The 23,295-nt window shown below is 41.4% G+C and carries 21 protein-coding genes; 9 read left to right on the top strand and 12 right to left on the bottom strand.

Features of this window, described 5'->3' with window-relative positions; genetic code table 11:
• Positions 1-6: 6 nt before the first annotated feature.
• Positions 7-420 (bottom strand): TraB/GumN family protein, encoded by a 414-nt coding sequence (locus EHQ52_RS16740; protein ID WP_008589116.1) that lies wholly within the window; start codon positions 418-420, stop codon positions 7-9.
• Positions 421-625: 205 nt separating this feature from the next.
• On the opposite strand from EHQ52_RS16740, the gene EHQ52_RS16735 reads away from it, so the two are divergent.
• The 3 genes from EHQ52_RS16735 to EHQ52_RS16725 are packed head-to-tail and all read left to right on the top strand — an operon-like array spanning position 626 to position 1,595.
• Positions 626-904, top strand: a complete 279-nt coding sequence (locus EHQ52_RS16735; protein ID WP_135616315.1) for a DUF883 family protein — start codon at positions 626-628, stop codon at positions 902-904.
• A gap of 13 nt (positions 905-917) precedes the next feature.
• On the top strand, positions 918-1,301 hold the full coding sequence (locus EHQ52_RS20390; RefSeq protein WP_135616314.1) for an LBF_4227 family protein: 384 nt from the start codon (positions 918-920) through the stop codon (positions 1,299-1,301).
• 21 nt (positions 1,302-1,322) lie between these two features.
• On the top strand, positions 1,323-1,595 hold the full coding sequence (locus tag EHQ52_RS16725; RefSeq protein WP_135616313.1) for a hypothetical protein: 273 nt from the start codon (positions 1,323-1,325) through the stop codon (positions 1,593-1,595).
• A gap of 19 nt (positions 1,596-1,614) precedes the next feature.
• Here EHQ52_RS16725 and pyk read toward each other — a convergent pair whose 3' ends face one another.
• From pyk to EHQ52_RS16705, 4 genes are all read right to left on the bottom strand, one after another.
• A complete protein-coding gene (gene pyk, locus EHQ52_RS16720; RefSeq protein ID WP_135616312.1) occupies positions 1,615-3,045 on the bottom strand; it encodes a pyruvate kinase in 1,431 nt (476 codons plus the stop codon).
• 40 nt (positions 3,046-3,085) lie between these two features.
• Positions 3,086-5,056, bottom strand: a complete 1,971-nt coding sequence (locus EHQ52_RS16715) for a hypothetical protein (protein ID WP_135616311.1) — start codon at positions 5,054-5,056, stop codon at positions 3,086-3,088.
• Between the two features lie 16 nt (positions 5,057-5,072).
• A complete protein-coding gene (asd, locus tag EHQ52_RS16710) occupies positions 5,073-6,119 on the bottom strand; it encodes an aspartate-semialdehyde dehydrogenase (protein WP_135616310.1) in 1,047 nt (348 codons plus the stop codon).
• Positions 6,120-6,196: 77 nt separating this feature from the next.
• Complete coding sequence (locus EHQ52_RS16705; protein WP_244244938.1) at positions 6,197-7,651, bottom strand: hypothetical protein; 1,455 nt, start codon at positions 7,649-7,651, stop codon at positions 6,197-6,199.
• Between the two features lie 181 nt (positions 7,652-7,832).
• On the opposite strand from EHQ52_RS16705, the gene EHQ52_RS16695 reads away from it, so the two are divergent.
• On the top strand, positions 7,833-9,311 hold the full coding sequence (locus tag EHQ52_RS16695) for a hypothetical protein (RefSeq protein WP_208653522.1): 1,479 nt from the start codon (positions 7,833-7,835) through the stop codon (positions 9,309-9,311).
• Here EHQ52_RS16695 and EHQ52_RS16690 read toward each other — a convergent pair.
• The 6 genes from EHQ52_RS16690 to EHQ52_RS16665 form a co-directional block, all read right to left on the bottom strand.
• Positions 9,296-10,741, bottom strand: a complete 1,446-nt coding sequence (locus tag EHQ52_RS16690) for an MBOAT family O-acyltransferase (protein ID WP_135616306.1) — start codon at positions 10,739-10,741, stop codon at positions 9,296-9,298. The two genes, EHQ52_RS16695 and EHQ52_RS16690, sit on opposite strands and share 16 nt — an antisense overlap.
• A gap of 100 nt (positions 10,742-10,841) precedes the next feature.
• Positions 10,842-11,057, bottom strand: coding sequence for a hypothetical protein (locus EHQ52_RS16685; RefSeq protein ID WP_100707384.1), 216 nt, complete (start codon positions 11,055-11,057; stop codon positions 10,842-10,844).
• An 808-nt stretch (positions 11,058-11,865) separates the two neighbouring features.
• Positions 11,866-12,240, bottom strand: coding sequence for a phosphatidylinositol phospholipase (locus tag EHQ52_RS16680; RefSeq protein ID WP_208653521.1), 375 nt, complete (start codon positions 12,238-12,240; stop codon positions 11,866-11,868).
• Positions 12,241-12,245: 5 nt separating this feature from the next.
• Positions 12,246-13,235, bottom strand: coding sequence for a hypothetical protein (locus EHQ52_RS16675; protein ID WP_244244937.1), 990 nt, complete (start codon positions 13,233-13,235; stop codon positions 12,246-12,248).
• 80 nt (positions 13,236-13,315) lie between these two features.
• The gene (locus EHQ52_RS16670) at positions 13,316-14,350 is read right to left on the bottom strand and encodes a hypothetical protein (RefSeq protein ID WP_135616303.1); all 1,035 of its coding nucleotides are present in this window, start codon (positions 14,348-14,350) and stop codon (positions 13,316-13,318) included.
• Between the two features lie 4 nt (positions 14,351-14,354).
• On the bottom strand, positions 14,355-15,764 hold the full coding sequence (locus EHQ52_RS16665; protein WP_244244936.1) for a helix-turn-helix domain-containing protein: 1,410 nt from the start codon (positions 15,762-15,764) through the stop codon (positions 14,355-14,357).
• Between the two features lie 218 nt (positions 15,765-15,982).
• On the opposite strand from EHQ52_RS16665, the gene EHQ52_RS16660 reads away from it, so the two are divergent.
• The 5 genes from EHQ52_RS16660 to metF all read left to right on the top strand — a co-directional run bounded on the left by EHQ52_RS16660 (position 15,983) and on the right by metF (position 22,279).
• Entirely contained in the window at positions 15,983-16,735 is a 753-nt protein-coding gene (locus EHQ52_RS16660; RefSeq protein WP_135616301.1) for a ParA family protein, read from the top strand.
• Positions 16,719-17,564: a ParB/RepB/Spo0J family partition protein gene (locus tag EHQ52_RS16655; RefSeq protein ID WP_135616300.1), complete on the top strand. Its 846-nt coding sequence runs from the start codon at positions 16,719-16,721 to the stop codon at positions 17,562-17,564. Before EHQ52_RS16660 ends, EHQ52_RS16655 begins: the two co-directional genes overlap by 17 nt.
• A gap of 386 nt (positions 17,565-17,950) precedes the next feature.
• The gene (locus EHQ52_RS16645; protein ID WP_135616299.1) at positions 17,951-18,844 is read left to right on the top strand and encodes a helix-turn-helix domain-containing protein; all 894 of its coding nucleotides are present in this window, start codon (positions 17,951-17,953) and stop codon (positions 18,842-18,844) included.
• A gap of 21 nt (positions 18,845-18,865) precedes the next feature.
• Positions 18,866-21,373, top strand: a complete 2,508-nt coding sequence (locus EHQ52_RS16640; RefSeq protein ID WP_135616298.1) for a discoidin domain-containing protein — start codon at positions 18,866-18,868, stop codon at positions 21,371-21,373.
• Positions 21,374-21,406: 33 nt separating this feature from the next.
• The gene (gene metF, locus EHQ52_RS16635) at positions 21,407-22,279 is read left to right on the top strand and encodes a methylenetetrahydrofolate reductase [NAD(P)H] (RefSeq protein WP_135616297.1); all 873 of its coding nucleotides are present in this window, start codon (positions 21,407-21,409) and stop codon (positions 22,277-22,279) included.
• Here the strand turns inward: metF and EHQ52_RS16630 are convergent.
• The gene (locus EHQ52_RS16630; RefSeq protein ID WP_135616296.1) at positions 22,276-23,103 is read right to left on the bottom strand and encodes a 1,4-dihydroxy-6-naphtoate synthase; all 828 of its coding nucleotides are present in this window, start codon (positions 23,101-23,103) and stop codon (positions 22,276-22,278) included. The genes metF and EHQ52_RS16630 overlap by 4 nt on opposite strands.
• Positions 23,104-23,295: the final 192 nt, after the last annotated feature.

Below are 23,295 nucleotides of genomic sequence, written 5' to 3'. Positions count from 1 at the left end.
TCAACGTTAGAGTACTTTCTTCAAGGCCTGCTTGATCTTCTCCGCATCATCGATTGCGCCATTTGAAAGAGATCCTGCACGTGCCATTAAATTAACAGCCCCATCCATTCTCGCTTTTAGCTCTTCGATTTTGTGTAGTTGATCGTTTAGAAAAGCAAGCTTAGATTCTATTTCCATTTCCTTTCTTTCAAGAAGAAGTTTATAATTTTCTAACTCTTGGATTTTCTTGCGGGTCTTTTTCGCCTCACTGTCTACATCTTTACGATAATATTTTTCTAATTCTTTCTCTGCTTGCGCGTGACGATCGGCTTCTGCCTTAAATTCTCGTTTCAAATGTTTCAGAGCTTGGCGATATGCTCTATTATATATTCTCTGTCTTTGAGTTCTTCTTATCTTAGCTATTTTAGATATTAAATTCATATGCCATCCCCTTTTTACCTTGCATCGACCGGAATGGTTTTCGCTTCGATTTCTATCCGTTTGCCGGTTAGACCTAATATATCGACTTATTTATCCCTACGGTCAAATTTAAAGTCCTTAATTTTTATGATTGAATGATTTCAAGATGTAAAATTCTTGAAATTGATTAGCTATACTAACATAAAAGTATCTGGAGGGCGTTCTTATGTCTAAAGGTGATAATCTAAGCGAAGAACTCCAAATTTTGAAAGATAAGGCCAAACAAATTACAGGTAAGGCCCGGGAGGAATACTTGGAACACGTATCTGACCTAAAGGAAAAATTGAAGCAAGTCACTGGCGAAACTAGTGAAAAGGCCAAACAGATCATTGATCAAACTGGAACTTATATTAAAGAAAATCCCCAGAAAGCAACTTTGATCGGATTAGGGGTTGGAGTCGGGATAGGCATGATCGTAGGAATGCTTATCGGTCGAAGAAAATAATACGGAACATCAATTGACCGCCAAAAGAACGGATTCAGAAGAAATTCCTCACGAAAATACCGAGAAGCAGGAGGGAACTTCATTTTCAAATTTCGAACTGAAGGAACACCTGCTCGCTTTTATCAACTCAATCGCAGAATATTTCGAAACTCTTCTCCTATACGCGAAAAAAATCGCAACAGAAAAGATTGTTTTAGGTATTCAAGCCTATATATTCTTCCGAATTGCTCTTTTCTTTATAAGTTTAAGCGTATTATTCTTTCTAGCCGCTTTTTTCCTCTTTTTGCAGAGGCAATTTGCAGGAGATCCACTACCTGCGGCTTTGGGAACTGGTGGTCTTTGCCTTTTCATTTCCTTGTTAGGCGTTTTCGCTCTTATTCGGAAGCTTAAAGCGTAGAAGTGGAAGGAACTCCCGACCATGAGTAAGACAAAAAACAAAGAAAATCGCATTTTCTCCCTGAATCCTCTTTCAGGAGAAGACTACACTCCCTGGAAAGATCCTTCCGAAATGAGTAAGGAAGAGCTCCAACTATATCTACAAATCAAAAAACTACAGGTTCGACTGAGTTTTGAAAGATTGCAATCTTCCATTAGCTATACGGGAATGATAATTGAAGCCTTCCAAAGCCTGGGGCTTCAGGATTGGGTCCTAAAATTGCTGAATCAAGGGATCGAGGACTCTTCAGACTAGTCTGGAGTTCCTACAAACCTCACTTCACCTCTCGGATCTGGATCGTCTCAACTCGGTCAGCACCCGCAATAATATCCGACAAGATCACCACCTGGTCCCCATCCTTTACTCTACCACTCGATTTCAAAGTTTCGATCGCGAGTTTGATAGTTTTCTCTGGGTCACTGGAAAAATCGATCCGATAAGGAATCACACTTCGGGTCAGCCAAAGTTTACGTCTGACAGTAGTCATATTGGTAAAAGCATAGATGAGCGGGAACCTAGGATGAAAAGAAGCCACGTTTAAAGCAGTAGTTCCCCTCCTGGTAATCACTATAATTGCAGGCGATTTGATAGAATCGGAAAGCATGGCAGCTGATCTGGCCATCTCTTCTTTCTTATTGGAAGGAACTCTTTCCAAAACATAACCTAACCCCGGCGCCTTCTCCACTCGTTCCGAGATCTTGTGGAGCATATCCACACAACGAACTGGGAATTTTCCTGCGGCAGTTTCACCGGACAACATGATTGCATCAGATTCTTCGAAAACTGCGTTGGCAACATCAGTCACTTCCGCGCGGGTAGGAGAAGGATTATTGATCATGGATTCCAAGAGGTGAGTCGCAACGATCACTCGTTTCCCTTTGATCGCACATTCCCTAATAATAGCACGTTGGATCAGTGGAAGTTCCTCAATAGGTAGCTCCACTCCAAGATCTCCTCTCGCTACCATCACTCCATCAGCAGCTTCCACGATCTCTATCATGTTTTTCACTGCTTCTTGGTCTTCTATCTTAGCGATGATATCTGTATGACCGTTATTTTCTTCTATGATCTGGCGGAGTTGATGGATATCTTCCGCAGAACGAACGAATGAAAGTGCGATAAAATCCACATCTTCTTCCAAACCAAAAAGAATGTCCTTATGGTCTTTCTGAGTGATAGAAGGCAAATTCACTCGGATCCCTGGAAGATTAATATGTTTACGAGAACCTAATTTTCCGCCATCTACTACTTTACATTTTAAAGCAGTTTCTTGGATCTCTTCTACTACAAGATTGATGAGGCCATTATCTACAGTAACCCTGTCACCGATCTTAAGATCTTTTACGATATCGCGATAGTTTACGAAAACAGATTGTTCCTCGGACTCTTCTCCTGGAATGATATGAAAGGTAAAAGATTCCCCCACTTTCAGATCCAAATGATCCACTTGCAGATCTCCGGTGCGGATCTCTGGACCTTGGGTATCCAATAAAATTGCGATCGGATGTTTTAATACATCTTTGTTCAAAGACTTAATTGCACGGATCACGGACCTGTGGAAGTCATGATTTCCGTGGGACATATTCAATCTGGCGATATTCATCCCTGCTTCTGCAAGGGATTGGATCATTTTTTTGTCGGCGGTTGCTGGGCCAATCGTGCAGATAATTTTAGTTTTTCTGAAATTAACTAATTCATTCTTCATGTATATTCGGTTTTATTAAAATTGCTCTAATGATCCGAGCTCAGATTTTAGGAAGGGTTCTGTTCAGAAAATCTTCGAAAGAAATATAAAAATCGAATTTTTCCTGTTCAGGCATTCCCGCATTTTTCTGCTCGTCTACGATCCTCTTCGCCTTATCCAGCAAGGCCTTGCCGTTCTTTTTCATAAACCTTCGGCTGATAAGGATCGGAAAAGAATACTGCTCTTCCTGATTTCTAACCATAAAGGAATGGATTTCCTTTTTTGCATTCTTTTTCAGAAAGTTGATCAGAGTATTTTCATCCATATCCCCGCCTAAAGCCTGCAAGAGATATTCTCTATCCGGAAGTTCATCCTGGCTCCAAGCATGGTCTATCACATCTAAAACCGCAGAAAGATTTCGTTTAATTTCCGCCTCTTGTTCAGAACTAAGCCCCGAACTTCTTGCGGGAGCGCTCGAGTCTGAATTTGCGACTGCGGCCGCAGCCCTGGCTTTTGCAGTCGCCTCGGCTGCTTCTCTGTCTTTTACTCTTCGTTCGGCGAGTTTGACTTTCTCTTCCTGAGCGACCTTGGTCCTTGCTTCTAGGATTTTTTTATTCTGTTCCGACGCAAGTCTTGCTCTAATCTCTTCTGCTTCGAATCTGTGAACTACGTTATTTCCGAAAAGAGATCTGAAAAATCTGGTGATAAAAGGAAGATATTTAAAAAGAGAAGAATATTCCAATTTCTCAAATTGAGCACTCGCCTCGCGAGACTCCATCATGTCCCGGATATTCATTTTTGCTAAAACACGGATCTCACTATCATTCCCAGTCGCAGTAAGAACCCTTTTCGCAGTCTCGACTGCACCATTAATACAATCTTTGTGAAGAACGAAAACATACAGGCCCTTTTTATCCGCAAAGTCGGCGCTCATGATCATATCATGATTAACGATCAGGTTTTTGACTTCTTCTTCGATAGGTTCTCCGCGGAAACGAAGATAATTCAAATCCACCAAACGATTTGCAGATTTAATATAATCGAGTAATTCGGAAAGTTTGGCCTTCTTCTCTTCTTTTTCTTTTTTCTCCTTCTCCTCTTCTTCAAAATGGATGAGAGAAAGAAGTTCCTCAACTGCGGTTTTTTGATCACCATAAGCTGGGCTTAAAAAAGGAAGGACTTGTCCTGCAATAGAACGAGTATTCTGAAGATCTTGGTCCGAAAAATTACCTAACACTCCAATCCTTTGGAGTTCCGGGATAATCCTTTCGTTCAGATATTTTTTATAAGTATCCAGCCTTGCGATGATCTCATCTTGGACATTATAATAAAAAACAGAACGGTTCCCTGGACTTAATGCATTCTCATTTCTATAAAAATACAGAATTCTAGAATCTACTAACTTTTTAAGAACTGGTTTTAGATGAATATTGATCGTGGTTTGTTTTAAAACAGGAGTAACATCAAAATTATCCTGAAACAAATTCCCAATTTCAGAAGAAGCGTAGGTCTCGCTTAATTTATTATTATCAATACAATCGTAGATCCACTTTTGGAAACCTTCTTTACCAGGGAACTGCCTCTTCTCCTTTACCCATCTTTGGATGGAACTGAAAGAAGTTTGGTTCACTCCATCCACATATCTATGGCTAGAACCTGCATCCGTTTGAGAAGGTCTGGCAAATACTGTGATCAATCTTAGAAAAGAAGCGATCTTTCCGTCGGAAGAATCTCCGGTAGGATTATAATCCACCATGCAAATCTTTTTTACGATAGGAGGATTTTGGCGCGCGCTCATCTCTCTAAGATAGGCGTTTACCCTTTCCTTGTCCAAGGTTAGCTCTCTGGAGAGTTGTTCCGCGCTAGGAAGAATTTTATTTGCTACGAACTTTTCAGTCCAATCACCAATGATCAGTACTAGTTTATGAATTCCTTTGTACTGGAAATCCCCTCTGGCCTCTAAGGCTTGGGTTAACTGTAAGGCTGAGTTATAATCCGCTACCTTGAGTTCCGGAGATTGGGGATCCAGCATGAGTCATCCTCTTCGACTAGAGTAGGTTTTTCCGATACATCAATTCCGCGTTTAAAATCGCGGCACCGGCAGCCCCACGGACCGTATTATGACTTAGGACAACATATTTCCAATCCAAAATCGGATCCGGTCTAAGTCTTCCAACTACGGTAGTCATACCTCTCCCTGTTTCCAGGTCGAGACGAGGCTGAGGTCTGTCTTCTTCTTGACGATAAAGAATCGGAAAATCCGGAGCGAGAGGCAACTTTAATTCTTGAGGCTCGCCTTTAAATGAAGACCAGGCTTCTAAAATTTCGGATTCACTAGGCTTCTTCTTGAATTTCACGGAAACACAAACTGTATGCCCGTCAAAAACAGGAACTCGATTACAATGCGCGGAAATTTTAAAATCCGCATTCACAATCTTACCACCTTCGGTCTTTCCAAGACATTTTAGAGGCTCGATCTCGGCTTTATCTTCTTCTCCGCCTATAAAAGGGACTACGTTCCCCAAAATATCCATGGTAGGAACTCCTGGATACCCTGCTCCGGAGATCGCCTGCATAGAGAATAACATAACGGACTCTATGCCGAATTTTTCGTATAGAGGTTTTAGAGAGATGGTCACTCCCATGATCGTACAATTGGAGTTAGTGATGATCTTACCTGGAGTTTTTTGGCTGGAAAGCACATCCAAATGATTTGCGTTCACTTCTGCGGAAAGAAGAGGTACATTCTCCACCATTCTATGATTTTTAGAATTAGAAATAATATGAATACCAGCTTCTGCAAAAGAAGTTTCTACCTCTCCTGCAACAGAAGCATCCAGACCCGAAAACGCCAGTTTCACACCTGGAGTAACCTTAGGATCTGGTAATGTGATAATTATGTCACGAGCATATTTAGGAATATCGCCTGAGATCTTCCAACGCTTCTTCATAACGTCCGCATATGTTTTGCCTGCACTATTCTCAGATGCACATAAGTGAGTTACCTGAAAATAAGGATGGTTTTCCAAAAGTTGGATAAACCTTTGCCCGACGGAACCAGTGGCTCCCAAAACAGCTACGTTAATTTTGCTCATAGAACTTATTTACCGCTCTCAGACTTAAAGTCCGCATTTCATTGTTTTTCTCTATTTTTTTCTAAGACCACGGACTGTCATTCGACAAATTTAGATATGAGCGAAGCATACTTAGAATTCATCTTATGAGTCCCTTCATACGTAAGATGATGGAAGTCCCAAAAATCTGTAGAAGGCAAAGCCCGGCTTAGATCCGCAAAATTGTCCCCGCCGCCACTGATTTCGCCAAGATAAGACAAATGCTCTTTGTACCATTCCGAATCCCCATACCAGGAAAGGCAGACTGGGTTTTCAGGATTGTTTATTAAGAGAAATGGCAAATCCTTTTCTTTGAAAAAAGAAAGTAACTTCTTCATATAACGAAAATGAAGAATGGGTCGGAACTTTTCTTTTGCGATCTTCTTCTTAGAGTCCGCCAACACCTGAATGTACTGTAAACCTGGTCTTTTTTTTAGGTCTGTAAGAAGTCGAAAGTAAAAATATTCTTCATATTCCTTATCGGACATCCCTAGAAAGCGTAGGTCTTCTGTCCTTTCTTCTCTCACTGGTCTTTTGTTCAAAAGAGAAAGATCATCTTCTTTCCCAAAAAGCTGTTGGAGTCTAATTCCTAAAACATCCCGAGCCCAATCCTTATGTTCAGGTCCCGCAAGATAAGGGACCCAAGTATTAGAAACTTCCGCTCGGATCCAGTGATCCTTCTCCCCTTGTTCCAAAAACTTAGGATCTAAAAGAATTTTTTTCCAGCCAGGGCTCTTAAATTCCAAGGTTTGCTTAACTGTATGAGTAGAATTTTCCAAGTCCAGGATCAGCTTTCCATCCTTCAGGACTTCTTCCACTACCTGGATATAAAAACCTTTTCGAGCCATATAAGGTTTAGGCTGAAAAGAAAAAACTTTCCCGGTCCAACCTCTAAAGGTCACCTTCTCAGGAATATCCACACCGTTGTATTCTATAAAGCTGGAGTTCCTACCAAATCGATGTTCATAAAGAGAAGAAGAAATTTTCCAATAAATTTCCTTATAACGATAAGAACCAAAGATAGAAGCAGCTAGATATTCCGCACTCTTCTCCAATCCTATTAAATCCCAAAACTCCAATAGAGTTTCCAAAGGAAAAATAATCTTAGATTGGGGAGCATCCCTAAAGTCCAAAGCATCCAGGATTAGTTTAGATTCTTCCGCAGTTTCATTCTTGCCGTTCTTAGGATCCAGAACATAAGTCCTGTACAATCTCCAATCCACAAAGTTCACTGGATACACAATAAGATCTGGGGATAAACTCAGGAATTGGTCCTTCATCAAGTAAGCATCCAAAGGAGGCATACCAGCATAAGATAAAAAGACTACCTCTAGATCTTTCCCAGTGACCTTACGAAGTTCTTCCTCCAAATCTTTAGGATTAATAGAATAACCTGTAACGCTGGAACCTATAACTAAAACGCGGAATTTCTGCTTCGGAATTTTTTCAAAAGTCTTATACTCGTGTAAAAAATTATAAAAATAATCAGCTCCCCAGGAAGATTCGTTAGGCAAGAGCCAAAACGAGTATCGGAACAAGAAGAAGTCCAAAAAAATAACTGAGATAATAACAGAAAATAAGATCGTTAACTTGGAACGGGGCACAGTTCCATAAACTGAAAGTAATTGCCTCTTTGTCCAGAAATTGTTTCGTTTTCTACTTTACCTAGGATGAGGCATTGGCCAGGATTCCCAAGTGGTTTGGCTCTGGACTTCTATAATTATTTTCCTAGCCTCACTTATATTCTCCCTATTTACTGCGCCTAAAGAAATTTTCTGGAACGTAGAAGCTCTGTATCTTCCTTCCGTGTTAATCGATGTGCTTAGAGATGGAGGTTCCTTAAGGGCCTGGTCGTTCGCTCCCACACCTTATTTTTTTCCGGACCTACCTATCGTTTTTATATTCGGCTATATAACTGAGAATGTTTTCAGGACATTAACACTCTACGCAATCTTCCAAACTATATTACTCGCTTATCTTTTAGGAAGATTTATACGAGCAATGGAGCCCAAAATGCCAAGGCCCCAAAGTTATGTATTCAGCTTACTCACATTATCTTTTCTGTTTCTGATCGCCGAAAAATTCCCTCTATTATACTTTTTATATTTTCCATCCGTACATATCAGCGCGTTTCTCACAAGTCTCTGGATCTGGCCCTATTTAAAAAGGGAGAAAGTTCCAAAATATTCCATTCTCCCACTTCTTTCTCTACTCACAGTTTCAGATAGGATCTTAATTTTAGAATTATATCTGCCGACCTTGCTTGCTTGGGCGAGAAGGTACGGTCGTTGGGGAGTTTCCTTTCCGCTGATTTCCATTCGATTTTTCGCAACAGGCTTAATCGGACTAGGGCTTAATTCTTTCATAAAAATATTTTTAACGATCAACTCGCCAAATAAATTTTCCGCACTCGAATCAATCTCACATTGGTGGACAGATTTTTTCACAGCGATACTGAGCCTAAAACTTTCAGGGATCTTTCTCGCATTTGCGATCCTTGGCGGGATCTTATGTTTAAGAAAGGGAAAAGAATCCGGGTATAGTTATGGATTTTTAGGATATTTCCAGCTCTGCCTTTGCATATTACCGCCTTTACTTGGGCTATATTCAGGCCAAAATTCACTCAAATACAGCCTGCCTGCAATCGTGATGGTCCCGGTTTTATTTGGGATTTTGCCTTCTATCAAAAACCAAAACTATCTAAGCCATTCCAGAAATTTTGCATTTTTAGGACTGATATTCGGACTTGGGATATTCGCTTCATTTGGAGAAGGAGCCGGGCAATTCAGAGATCCATGGGAATCTCTCCGACCACCTGAAACTATTTGTGTAGATGAATGGAAAGAAAAAGATTCGTTCGTGTTCGTACTTTCAGAACCTCGAAAAGCCAGACGAATACTTACATATTCCGAAAAAAGAGTCCTAGCTTATCCAATAGATTTCAGCACATTAGAAGGATCTTATTCAGTTTCCAATAAAGAATGGTTCCTATTCCCGCCAGAGGGCCCAATCGCGATCTTGCCAGAAGGACTCGGAGAATCCAGGATCAAATCATTCTATGGAGAACCTTCTCGAGTTCTAAATTGTGGATCCGGAAACGGAAAAATTTGGGTCTACGATGAAACTGAGAAGATCAGAGATTATCTGCAAAGACCAGTTCAAAAAACAAAATAAATAAACGGCTGTGACTCGGAAGAGAATACAGCTCCGAGTAAGAGTCCAGTACCAACCAAAATTCCGAAACTTACTGGGTGTAAACTTTCGTAAAATTTCCTAAAACTACCATCTTTCTCGTCACGATTTCCGATCCAAGTCGCGACAAAAAATAAAAAGAATGAGATAAACAAAATACGCAAAGAAGAAATCGTAGGATCCGTACCGTTCGAAAGCCTAAAAAGTTTTTCGAAAACGATCCCTGTAGTCTTCCAATTCGGAGATCTAAAAAATACCCAACAAAGAACCACAGATAAGATCACAAAGATCCTATAAGAGAACCTTCCTAAAATTCCAGATCCATTTTCAGGGGAGAAGAAACCGGGCCAAAATTTTTTACCCAATCTTTCTAACCCTAAGAAAATACCGTGAAATCCGCCCCAAACCACAAAATTCCAACTGGCACCATGCCATAAACCACCCAAAAGCATGGTTAAGAATAGATTTATATAAGTTCTGAGTTCAGATTTACGATTACCGCCTAAAGGAATGTATAAATAATTCCTAAGCCAAGAAGAAAGAGAGATATGCCATCTTCTCCAAAAATCAGAAAATCCAGACGCAAGATAAGGCATCCTAAAATTTTCAGTCAGTTTGAAGCCAAGAAGAAGAGCGGAACCCAAGGCAATATCAGTATACCCGCTAAAATCACAATAGATCTGAAGAGAATATGCAAAAACTGCTGCCCATGCATAGGCACTCGAAAGTTCCAAAGGAGAACGATAAAAAGAATCGGGTAAGATAGAAAGCTGATCCGCAATCACAACCTTCTTCCATACACCGATCAAAACTAAAACGAGGCCTTCTCTGAGAGGGAGTTCCCTCCATGCCACCCAAGTCTTAAGCTGGGGCAAAAAGGTCTTTGCTGGAACGATCGGCCCTGCAACCAACTGAGGGAAGAAGGAGAGAAAGAGTGCGTAGTTCCAGAAATTTTTTTCAGGTAAAATTTCTCTTCTGAACACATCGATCGTGTAACTTAGAGACTGAAAAGTATAAAAAGAGATACCTACGGGGAGCACAATGCGCCATACAGGAAAACTTAAATTTAGCCCAAATGCCGATATTACGGCATTTCCGGACTGCATAAAGAAAATGAAATATTTAAAAAATGCTAAAACCCCTAAATTTAAAATAAGAGAAATAGAAAGCAAGATTGCACGAGACCTTCCTTCTTTCTGATCCATTGTTCTTCCAATCCAATAATCCAGGATAGTAGTCCCAAAAAGAAGGAACCCAAATTTGGGATTCCAGGATATATAAAAGAAATAGCTTCCCGCTAGCAAAAATGGCTTCGGAACCCATTCTGGAAGGAATTTCAGCCTGGGAAGAATCCATCTCAGCCCAAATATAAGCAAAAAGAAGAATAGAAAGAGTGGAGTGGAAAAATTCATTACTTAACTTTAATCATTAATACAAATTCATAAACATGAGATCAATATTAATCATTTATTAGATTATTTTTAATCCAATTTAATACCAATAAAAAGCATATCATATTGTCCATTTGCACCGAACTCCACAATTCGGACAATCAGCGGTGATTTCTGCCTTAACACGCTTTCCTTTAGGAGTTTCTATCTTCCCAATAGCCACAAATTCGAAGTTTACGCCCTCCGGAACGTAATGCCCACCGCCATATTTGGCTGAACCTTCGATTAAATTTGAGCAGGCATGGCATTTGACTCTTAATTTGATTACTTCGGCCATTGGAAGAGGATCTCTAATCCTCCCTCCTTCCGCAAGAAGAAAGCAATATAGGCCTGCCAAAACCTCATGGGTGTGCAAATTTGATACACATGACTTTATGTCATAAATAATGCCAATTCCTACTTATCCCAAATAGCAAAAGGCGCTCTGTTAAACCCATTTTATCGGGTTTTCCCTTTGCCAGGAAGAAGGCAGGCTCTCTCCGACTCGCTGCCCAGGGACGGACAATTTTGCCGAAACGGGGCGCAAGCTTCCCCTTACAGAATGGCTCTGTCTTATGATTGCGTGTGAAAGCGAATATTCGTGCCAAAATGCGAATTCTTGGCTTTTGGAGCCGGCCTCATTGAGGGTCAAGCCAAGCAACTCCCCTATCCCTGCTTTAGCCAGTCCCTGCATTCTCATAAGAACCGGATTTAAACGCTCATTTTTGGGCAGCACGAAATCGCAACCGGATGGACGAACTTACACCCATACAGCAACAGATATCTAATTATCCACCGTATATAACGCCTTAACCTGCAGGCAAATCCAGCTGCCCCAAGGCCAATACTCCTCCTGGTTTTATGCTATTTCGCCCATGCCGCCGCGGCCGTACCCCCAAATTTCAGACTGGCAAATGTCCGATTTTACTGCTTATGATTAGGCACTTATGTAAAAGTCATAATTTCGGCGCCGAAAGCCGATTTTCGGGATAGAATTGCCCATTTATGCAGACATTTGCCCGGATATCGGCATTTAATGGAAGGCGCTGCCCTTTTATGGAATATTACTTTTGCCCCTGTGCGCAGCACAGGGAAGTTTTAAGAATTTAGGCTCTTTTGCGAGCAGGGGCTTGTTTTTTGGAAGGAGCGGATTTTTTAGGAGCTGCTAATTTCTTCTTATCCTTTTTTGATTCGATAGCACTTGCATCGAAGTTCACATCTAATCCCATTTTCTTATTTCGTTTCACCATATATACGAAATGTCTAACGTACTGAGCGTAAGGCTCAGGCACAGATTTAGGATCGAAGTCTAAAGGATTTTCCAAAAGAGAACGAACTACAGTTTGGTTCAGATCTTCTTTGCTAGTGACCATGAGAGTTTCTAATCTGCGAAGAATTTCGTGATCGTTCACCTCACTAGTGACTTTCTTCATCGCATTCAGAAGCCTCTGAAAAGAGGTTCGTTTGATCTTCACGGCCATATTTGTTAAGTTAGAATTTCTGGGGTCGGACGACCAGAAGAAAATTTATGCGAGTCTTGTCCGACCTTAGATGTTACCTTTTCGAGTAATGATTTCAGATCTTGGTTCAGGGTCTGAGCGCCCAATTTCTCTGCGGAGAATTCTCTCTCTACTTGGGATCCAATAGGAACTAATGCGGCCTTCCCTATTTCGAACCCTTGGCTTAGGGTAGCTTGGGAGAAGGTCCGGTTTTCGTAGGATTTCCCAGAAACCAGGACAATGCCCTCTAATTTGTCGAATTCCAAGCATGATCTGGATTCCAGCGCATTCTCAGAGGTTTTCCTTAAATCAGCGCCCTTAGTGGTAGGAACTCCAGGCCCCAAAAGCAGATTTCTTTGATTTTTAGTAGAACAGACTGACCAAGTCACGGCCCCTTCCACACTTAAATATAGGGAAAATAATTCCGCGCATCCAGAGAGAGCATCCGCATAGGAATCTCCTCTGACCGGAGACGCTTCGTTGTCTCGAGTTCGTCCTTGGACTGGGACGCTTGGTAGGAACTCCTGACCAAGACCTTGTCCGACATTCATATTTGCTAATAAAACTTTCAGACCAAGAAGACAGTTTTGGGAGAGGACCAGTGACTCTGAAAAAATTTCGGAGGTTCCTTTTCGATTCTGGATCCCAAGATCCGAGTTGGAGGTTTTCCCCTTCTCTACTTTTTTATCTGCAGAAATTTTTGCGACTCTGGTAGGAACACCTTCATCAGCCAGAAGAGAATCTAGATCCGGAAAGTCGGATAACCTTTCTTCTTCCGAATAAGAAATTCCTTCGGCGAGAACTTGATCCACTTCTTCTTGGTAGATTGATTTTAGTTCTTCCGAAATTGAACCTTCGGCTTCGGACATATTTCGAGAAGAAAATTCTGGACCAGAAGCTTCTTCTGCGAAGGCAGAACTCGAGCCCAAAGCCAAGGAGGCAATAAGCAAGAACTGTGCCAAAAAATTATGTCTCATTCGAAAAAACATGACAGTATAGCCCATTTTTAACCGTTTTTAGGGGAAATGGAAGCTTTTTTTACTGTTTTTCTAGGATTTTAGGCGGTCTTTCGGAACAGTCTCTTGGCTCTGAGCTTCCATTCCCAAAGAACAATTTCTTGCTCTTTGTTCTCTGCTCTGTCTTGTTCTTTTTCCAAAAGTGCATAAACCATACTCGCGATATCTTTGGAGAAACCTTTGTCTAGTTCTGCTTCGAATTCTTTTTCTTTTGTTTCTAAAATTAAGCCAGCGAGTCGGAAACCTTCGTCCAAATTTTTTAATTTTGGCGCCCAGCCCTTTAGCTCTTCTTTATTATCATCATTTCGGATCATCACATCCAAGAAGGTTCGGATGAACGCGACCTCTTCTGACTTCAATGTGAATTCTAAGAGCAGCTGTTTTACTTTTTCTAACTCCATTTTTCGGAGATGGATCCGAGCAAGGAATACTGGATTTTTGGAGTGCATATTCAAGTTGCCCTTCTCCAATAAATCCGTGGCTCGGACCTTATTAAAATCTACGATATTGGATTCTTCTCGGAGACTTTTTTCCAGCTCCTCTTTTCCAGGGGATGGCTTCTCCCCCACTGCCCCAATTTTTTGAGCCACCTTTCTTTTGATGATGAGCATGTTTAAGGAAGGGAACCTGATTTTTAGGGCCACCAATTCTTGGCGTGGGAACTCCTCGTCCAAAACCAGGTGGTGCATTTCTACACCCTCTTCTCTGGCCCTGAGAAGGCTATCCACCCGATCATAATGGTAGATGATTACTGGCAAAATATCGCACTCACTTCCGCTGTTCAGGAAGATGGTCCGGACCTCATTTCCGGAACTGGAATGCTGGTACGGGATCACTAGTTTTCCCTGTTTTACGTTTACGAAACTCAGCTCTCCTAACCTAAAATGGGAGAGATCAAAATCCTCCCCTAAAAATGCGATTCTGGGAACCGGAACCACGATGGACTGGTTTCTGGCTCCTTTCGGGACTTCTGGGCCCTTGGAGGTAAAGACTACGTACGTCATTTTTCCGAGGCGGACTTTTACTAAAAATCCGGCCGGAGTTTTTCTTTCTTCGTATAAGGAATCTAATTCCAAAATTTTAACCCAAACCTAGGTTTTTTAATTTATATTGCAACGAGCCCCTGGAAATTCCCAAGGCCTTTGCCATTCGTATTTGGTTGCCGCCGAATAATTTATCCGCCAAAAGAATTTTTTGGCGCTCCACGGCTTCCACAGCTTTTCGCAAATCAAGATCCTCCGGATCCGGAAGAGAAATCCCTTTTGAACCTTCTTTTTTAAGGTCAGAATTTCGGATCTCTCCCGAGCCGGAATTTAAAACTGCCTCTTCGATCGCATTCCGAAGATCCTCTAAATTTTGGCAGGAACTCCCTCCCACCAAAGACTCTATCGCATCCTCAGAAAGTGCCAAATCGGGACGGCCATGCAACTCGCAGACCTCTCGGAAAATCGGCCGGACCGCCGAAATTTTATCCGATTTTGCCCAGTCTTTCCAGGCAGGTAATTCTAACTTATTTTCGGCCAAAAGAGAACGAAAATATAAGAACTCATCAGTTGATTTTTTGCCTGAGTTTTCTAAAAAAATAAGACGGGATTTTCCGGACTTTCGCTGAGAATATTCGAACAAGGTTCTCTGCTGGGCCAAAGAATAATTCTCTGAATTTTCTAAAATTAGAGTCCCGGATTCGGCCATTTTTTCCCAATCAATTAATGCCTTTTCTAACTTAGATGCCTGCTCCGGAAGGATCGAAACTGTTAAAATTGGCCTGCCTGGAAATTCCCTTTTTTGGATCCATTTTGCTATAGTTTTTTTGCCTGAAGAAGCTGGGCCCGAAATACAAATACTTCCGGACTCCTTGAATTTTTCTAGCTGGGAATTTTTACCATTCCCCAATCTAAAAATCAGCTCCCCCAATGGATCTGGACTAGCGTCCTCGGAAAGTTTATAAACGGTAGAAGGTTCCGATTCTTTTTTCAAAAGCCGGGCTACCTTCTGGCATAATAAATGTAAGAGTAAAATTTGTCTTTCTTCGGCTGGGTTTGGAAGTTCTATCAGGAAAAATCCAAACATTCTGCCATCCAGTAAAACTGGAGATAATAAACATCCCAGGGAATCGTCTCGGAACAGTTCTACTTCTTCTGATCTGGGCAAGAAGAATGGAGATTTACTTCCTTCTAAACGGCTCCGGATTTGTGAACCCTTGGTTAGAAAAGGATAGAAGAATCCATCTTCTCCGTAACCCCAGGAACCCACCTCTTCCAAGGAAGAACGGTCAGATTCGGAAACCAAAGTGGCGAGTCCTGCCAGGCCATCGATTAATCTTAAACATTCCGGAAACGCAAGAGGTAATAATATCCTAAGTTCTTTAGGATTTGGATTCCCCCATATAAATTCTTCCGGAGCGGATAGCATAGAAGGGAAAATGTTTAAAATTAAGCATGGTGTCAACCATGTACCTGGACTTTCTTTCGAATGTCGGACGTCCGACATTCAGGTCCGATATTTCTGCAATTTTTAGAAAATTTAAGAATTAGTTTGAATGCTTCTCCCCTTCTTCTTACATGGAAATATAGTGTTGGCTTCGGTCCCGAAGTTGACTTTTTAATTTTTATTTTTGTTTAAATTCCTCTCATTATTCTTTCGATTTCGTACGGTAGATATAAGGACGGGATGTCGGACATCCGACAATTGAGATACAAGGGAACAGAATGATTGTAGTATCCATCGCAAACCAAAAGGGAGGAGAAGGTAAAACCACCACCTCCCTGAATTTAGCCTGGGGTCTCGCCAGAAGAGGTAAAAAAACTCTGCTCATCGATATAGATCCTCAGGCAAATTCTACAGGGATTTTCCTGAATCCAGATGGGTTAGAAAAATCCATGCATAATATTTTCCAATCCAAAGCGAAGATCAGAGAAGTTATGGTTAAGACAGAAGTGGAGAATTTAAACATCGCCCCTTCCCGTCTAACACTTGCCGAGGCAGAAACAATTGCTGCAATTGTGGACGCACCTTATATTCTGAGAGACGCTCTTGCGGACCTGGAAAAAGAAATGGATTTTTGTGTAATCGATTGTCCGCCTAGTCTTTCCATTTTTACTATTAACGCACTTGTTGCTTCCAACTTTGTGATCATTCCTTTGCAGGCGGAAAAATTTTCCGTGGATGGAATTTTGGGACTCCAGCAAACAATCACTAGCATTAAAAAAAGGATCAACCCTGGTTTGGAAATTATGGGAGCGCTAGTTACCCAGCTCAAACCCCAGACACTTCTTACTAAAACGATCATTCCTGTTCTTACCAAATATTTCAGAATTTTTGATAATAGCATCTCTGACGGAGTGGCTGTTGGAGAATCTCACCTGGCAAGAAAGTCAGTCTATGAGTACAACAAATCCAGTCGTCAGGCCCAGGAATACGAAGGTTTCATTGAGGAATTTTTGAATGAGCTCAAAAAGTAAAAGACTAGGCTCTCTCGCAGACGTTTTCCAGGCAGAAAAATTAGAAGGCACGATCCGCAAAATCCGCCTGGATAAGATCCGTCCTTCTGAAAGTCAGCCTAGACAAGAGAGGAAAAAAGGTGTAGAAGAACTTGCCCAAAGTTTGGACAAGGACGGACTTCTTCAGCCTATTCTAGTTACTAAAAAAGCGGATGAAGAATTTTATACAATCATCGCCGGAGAGAGAAGATTCCATGCGGCTAGCCTTCTCAAATGGCCAGAGGTAGAATGTAAAATTCTAGACAAGGACGCAAAAGAAACTTTCCGCCTAGCGATCATAGAAAACCTTCAAAGGGAAAATTTATCTCCTTATGAAGAGATAGAAGCGATGACCCATCTCAAAACTTCTTTTTCTTATACTGACCTGGAACTGGGAAATCTATTCGGGAAAAGTAGAAGTTATATGACCGAACTTTTAGGAATTTCTTCTCTCTCTAAAGAAGACCTGAAGGTTTGTAAAGATGCAGGAATAGAATCCAAAAACCTTTTAGTACAAGCAGCATCTGCGGCCAAAAAAGGGACCCTAAAAGATTTTCTGGAAAAATTCAATTCAGGCGAATTGAAAACTGTAAAAGACGCAAAAACTTTTAACAGAGCGGAAGAAGGCGGCTTATTCTCCCCTAGGCAGATTGAAACAAAAATTGGATCCGAAAAACCTGTAGTTTCTGCCTACCCTTATAAGATTGTAAAAAAAGGTACAAGCGTCATCATCTCCACCGAAGACGAAGATTTTCTTTCAGAACTTCATAAGTTCATTAAGAAAGAAATTTCCAAAAAATTCGGAAAATAAGATCCGAAATCTAAAAACAAAATTGATTAACACATATTGTTAAACGAAATAAAATAGTACAAACATGTACTTAGCAAAAGATTTTATGAGACTCGGCATGAAAAAATCGGGAATGAGTTGACGGAGCAGAAAAAAGCCCCAATATGTGACATAATATTCTAAACGGAAATGTAGTACTTTCTCCCAACCCGGAAGAGAGGAGGAAGAAACATTGCCGTCGGTCTGAGATAAAAAAACTCCCCTGGCTTACCAGGGGCCGGACCTTCCCGAAGGAATGTTGTTGGATGAGACATAAGTAACCTTATGTCGGATAAATGTCAACTACCTTCGAACCTTTTTGCTTAAAATTAATTTTTTTGCCTCCGGGGCAAAAGAGGATCCAAGGTATGGGCGAGCATTTTCCATATATAAAATTCCTCTCGGATATAATAGATTCCGGGGTTTGGGCCACTTTATCCCCAGCCGCGAAGACTCTTTATCTGGTCCTGCTTAAATTTAGTGACCAGACCTTTAAACCAGTCTGGCCTAGTAATGAAAGTCTGATCCGACTCACAGGCCTAAAGACTAAAAAATCTATTAATGAAGGAAAAAAAGACCTAGTAAGAGCAGGTCTTCTTCAATTTGTCCCTGGGACTGGGCATAAGAACTCCACTTATTATTTTTGCTTCAATTACCCCGGTTCCAGAATTCCACCTCAGGGGGTTATTTTTGGAAACCCCGGAGGTGTGCCAGGATCGACCCCTGGGGTGTTGGCGGGTAGCCCTGAGGGGGGTGGAACTGGAAACCCAAACAATATAAATATAACCATCCATAATACCCAAAACCAAAAACCTAGTTTAGAAAAGAAAGAGTTGAGTTTAGATTCTTTAAAGGAACGTTACGGAGATGAAATTTTGTCCGAGGCAATGGAAATTGCGAAGGCACAAGGACTAGGAGATAACTTACATTATATTCGAGGCATTTGCAAAAACCTGTCTGGAAACAGACGGCCGAATTTTGAGCATACCTCCCCTATCCAGTCCCAGGACCTGAGACATTCTCCAGGAAAAGAAGCTTCTTGGATTGGATTTCTAGAATGGTGCAAGGGGAATCTTTCTAGAAGTAGCGTGGAAGTATTGGAGAAGGTTCAGGTGGAACCGGACGGTAAGACACTTTTAGTGAAGGATCCACTTCCTGAGACACTTAGGATGATCATTACAAAGTACTTCACAGACAAAATCCACCCCTCGATACTGGTTATATTTTCTGCAAAAGCCGAAGAAAACCGGGTACATGTTTAAAAGGACCACGTTAAAGCTCTTATGAATGAAGAATCCATCCGGATCAGCCATCCTCGACAAGTTAAAGTAAACGAAATTAAGACCAAAGGTACGTTCGAATTTAAAGAAGGAGGACTTCGTTCTTATTCTGAGCAATTGGACCATCCTGGTGTTGGGGTCTTAACCTTGGTTTTAAATCCAGGCTCTAGTTTTAATCAGATCAAATTACATCAGTCGGAACAATCCGGCACATTCTTCCCTGACTCTTTTAAATTCGAAATTTCTTTGGATGGAAAAGTTTGGGAGCCGATCCTGCAAGAAACAGGTTTCAGGAGATTGAATAAAAAAGTGGGACAATGGAATTTCTCCTTGGTCCGCGCTAACTTTCTAAAATTGGTCAGTAAGGTTTCTGAAAAAGAAGGAGCCAAATTTAAAGTTTCTATAGGTGCCTTAGAAGTTGGGATCTCAGGGGTCACTAAATTAGAAGTGAGTTCTGAGAAAGATAGATTTTGGGTAAAAGAAAATCTAATTGATGAAAGACCTGATTACGGCTGGTCTTCCGTAGAATCCAATCAGCCTAAGGAAGAATTTTTCCTCATGGATCTTGGCTCTATTAGCAGAGTGAATGAGTTGAGAGTTCTTTCGCCGAAAGACGGTCACTTACCTTTTCCGGAAACTTTTACTGTATATTATAGCGAAGACGATCTGACCTGGAATCAACTTTTGGAAGAGAACCAATTCTTATCTGAATTGGGAACTTGGTACCAATGGAGATTTTTACCTACGAATATTCGCTTTTTGAAATTCGTTTCTCGCCCTCGTAAAATCCAAAACAAAGAAAAATATTCCACAAGCATCGTAGAAGTGGAATTATACGCGGCTCCATACTTAAGCGAGCTGACTCATAAGCCTACTGCAGAGCCACTTCCCTATGCCACTGTTCTTAGATCTGGTTTAGTCCGACTTGCAATTGACGGAGAAACTTCTGAAGGTGCCGCAGTTCAGGCAAATGATAGAAGGTTGAGGGATGGTTCTACTGAGTATAAAGGTATCGTAGAACTTGCTTCCGATGGTGAAGAAAAAGAAGGTGTTGTTGTCCAAGGTAACGACAGAAGATTAAAACATTCTACCGAGGCTTCTTATGGTCTGGTTCGTTTAGCTGGGAACGGCGAAAATCGGGCAGATAGAGTTGTGCAAGGGAATGATGATCGTTTAAAGCCTTCTTCTACCCAAAGTTTTGGTATTGTGGAACTTGCAGAGAATGGTGAAACCAAAGAAGGCACTGTTGTTCAGGGGAATGATGATCGTTTAAAACATGCAACGAATCAAAAATTTGGTTTGGTTCAATTGGCTCCTCCTGGTGATGCAAGTCCTGGAAAAGTGGTCACTTCTGATGATCCAAGATTAAGACATGCTACTACAGAAAGTACAGGTATTTTAAGATTCGCTTCCAATGGAGAAGAATCTGCGGATGCAGCAGTTCAGGGAAATGATAAGAGATTAAAAATTTCTACTCCTCAGTCTTATGGGATTGTGAAGCTTGCTCGTTCCGGTGAAGCAAAAGAAGGTGCTGTTGTCCAAGGTGATGACGAAAGATTACGTAACGCGAGCACCGAATATCCAGGTATAGTAACTGTGGCGCCTAAGGGGAAATCTATCCCTGGTCATGTTGTTTCTTCTGATGATCCTAGATTGTCGGACGCAAGACAACCTCTTCCCCACACTCATGATTACGCTCCAAAAGAGCATGATTTCAGTTCTCATACTGGATATTTGAGATTAAAAGGTTCTATAGAAGCGCCTTATGCAAATATCTCCCCTCCTCCTGAAAATGCAGGACTTGCATATGCAAGAAACGAGAGCGAAAAAGGAGCAGGTATTGTAGGCTCCGGTAGATTCTCCGGGATCTTGGGCTTTGGAGAAAAATTCGGAGTTCGTGGCGATAGCGCTTCTGGAGAAAAAGAATCTGCAGGTATTTTAGGTCTGGCCAAAAGAGGATTTGGTGGATGGTTCCATTCCAGATCCGGTCACGCATTATATGCGAGTGGAAAAGGGATCCCGAGTCTGAACGAAACTGGTTCAGGAAAAGCGATCTTGGCGGAAGGAGATTCTGATTTTCTTGGAACAGTATATCTCCAATCAGGAAAAGGTACAGATTGTATCGCTAGGTTTTTCCCTGTTCAATCTTCTGATGTGATTGCGGAAGGTGATCTTCTTGCAATGGGAGAAGATGGTAAACTTCATAAATCCAGACAACCAAACGCTACCAATATTGTAGGTGTCGCAGTAAAATCTGCAGCATTAGTTTTGGGAGATAAGCCCCAGGCAGAAGGACAATGGCTTGTTGCGATTGCGGGAGTGGTTCTTGCGAATGTAGAAGCTCAATCTTATCCTGTACAGCCTGGTGATCTATTATGTTCTGGTCTTACCGGAGGCCATGCGGTCAGAGTTGCGCCTGAAAATTTAAAACCAGGTGCGCTTGTGGCAAAATCTCTGGGCTTACAAAGAAACGGCAGAGGGCCAATCCAAGTCCTACTCTGCTGCAGTTGAAAAATTCCCCACGATTTGTGGGGAAAGGTTAGAATGAAAAAGATATTAGAAATTTATAAAACGGCAAAAACGCCGGTGTACTCTTTCGAGTTTTTCCCTCCGAAAACTCCGGAAGGAGAGACGAAATTATTCGAAGCTGTGGAAGAATTATCCAAGGTGGCCCCGGGTTATATCACTGTGACTTATGGAGCAGGTGGTTCTACTCGGGATAAAACAATCCGTATTACTTCCGAATTGGCTAAAAAATTTTCACTTCCTGCGGCGGCACATTTTACCTGCGTGGGCGGAAATAAAGACGAGATCAGAGTTATATTAAAACAAATCCGAGAATCTGGGATCGAAAACTTAATGGCTCTCCGGGGAGATCCTCCTAAGGGAGAAGAAGCTTTCAAAAAAGTAGAAGGTGGATTTGGCTACGCAAGTGAACTTATCTCTTTTATAAAACAGGAAGGTTTCGATTTTTGTATGGGAGCCGCTTGTTATCCTGAAAAACATCCGGAAGCTGCAAGTTTAGAATCCGATGTGGATAATCTAAAACGCAAAGTGGATTCGGGTGCGTCTTATCTAGTTTCTCAATTATTTTTTAAAAATTCAAATTTTGAATCTTTCCTAAATCTGATCCGTCAAAAAGGGATCAATGTGCCTGTGATTCCTGGGATTATGCCTATTACTTCTTTTACTCAAATAGAAAGATTTAAGGCAATGGCTGCCTGCGAATTTCCTGAAAAACTAGTTTCTGATCTGGAAGAAGTAAAAGATCAGCCGGAAGAATTTTATAAAAGAAGTGTTAACTTCTCAGTGAATCAGTGCCGTGAACTGGTCAAGATGGGAGCTCCAGGAATTCATCTTTATACTCTAAACCAATCTCCTGCGAGTTTGGATATAGTTAGAGAACTGAAAAATTAAAGGAATAAGTCCTTCTCTTTTTCTCGTGGAAGTAATCCTGTCTCGAGGGCTTTTTGCTGTAATAAGCGGATTGCCCTTTCTCCTTCTTTTCCTAAACTTTTAGAAAATTCATTCACGTACAGATCTATATGTGCATCCGCCACTTCTCTTGTCGTCGTTTGAGAATGTTTTAAAATATAATCGTACATACTTTCTCTGTTTTGATAAGCGAGAGCTAGACTTTCCTTAATCGCCGAATCCAGGTCATGTTTTGTTTGAGAAGGAATATCTCTACGGATTGCGATACATCCGAGTGGAATATGTGCGCCTGTTGTGCCTTCCCACCATTCTCCTAAATCTTCTACTTTGGCGAGTCCTCTTTTTTCGTAAGTGAATCTTTCTTCGTGGATTACAATCCCGAAGTCAGCTTCTCCATTTTTTACTTTGTCCAAGATGAGGTCATAGCGTGTGGGAACTGGTGTGAAATCCCCTTTTAAGTATAGATGTGTAAGTAAGTTGGCAGTGGTCCAAAGTCCTGGGACTAAAATTTTTTTTCCAATAGGAGTTCCTACAGAGGAGCCTGCTTTTTTTACGATGATTGGGCCGCAGTTCCTACCAAGTGCGGATCCGCTGTCCAAAAGAGAATATTTGTCTGCGACATGGAATAGAGCTGCGAATGAAATTTTCGTGGCCTGGAATTTTCCTTGGTTCGCGAATTGGTTCAGTTGTTCTACATCGTATAATTCTTCTTTTATCGAAAATGGCGCCTTGGTTTTTGCGGAGATGAGATGATAGAAGATGAATGTGTCGTTTGGACAGGGAGAATATGCCAGACTGAGTTCCATTCTTCCAGGCAATCAGTTCTGATTCTTTTGGAAACGAAAAAAGGAGGTGGAAGGAACACCTGCCCTTAGGTCTATTGGAAAAGAATCGCAGGCGCACTTGGATATCATTTCGAATTCACATAAGAGCCCGGACCAAAGGGTCCAGGCTCTTGAAGCCCGAGACCAGATACTTATCGATAACCTAAGTATTGG

This window comes from Leptospira koniambonensis (genome assembly GCF_004769555.1).
Classification (GTDB): Bacteria; Spirochaetota; Leptospiria; order Leptospirales; family Leptospiraceae; genus Leptospira_B; species Leptospira_B koniambonensis.
The sequence above is the reverse complement of the archived record's forward strand: the minus strand, read 5'-3'. Positions and strand labels throughout refer to the sequence as shown.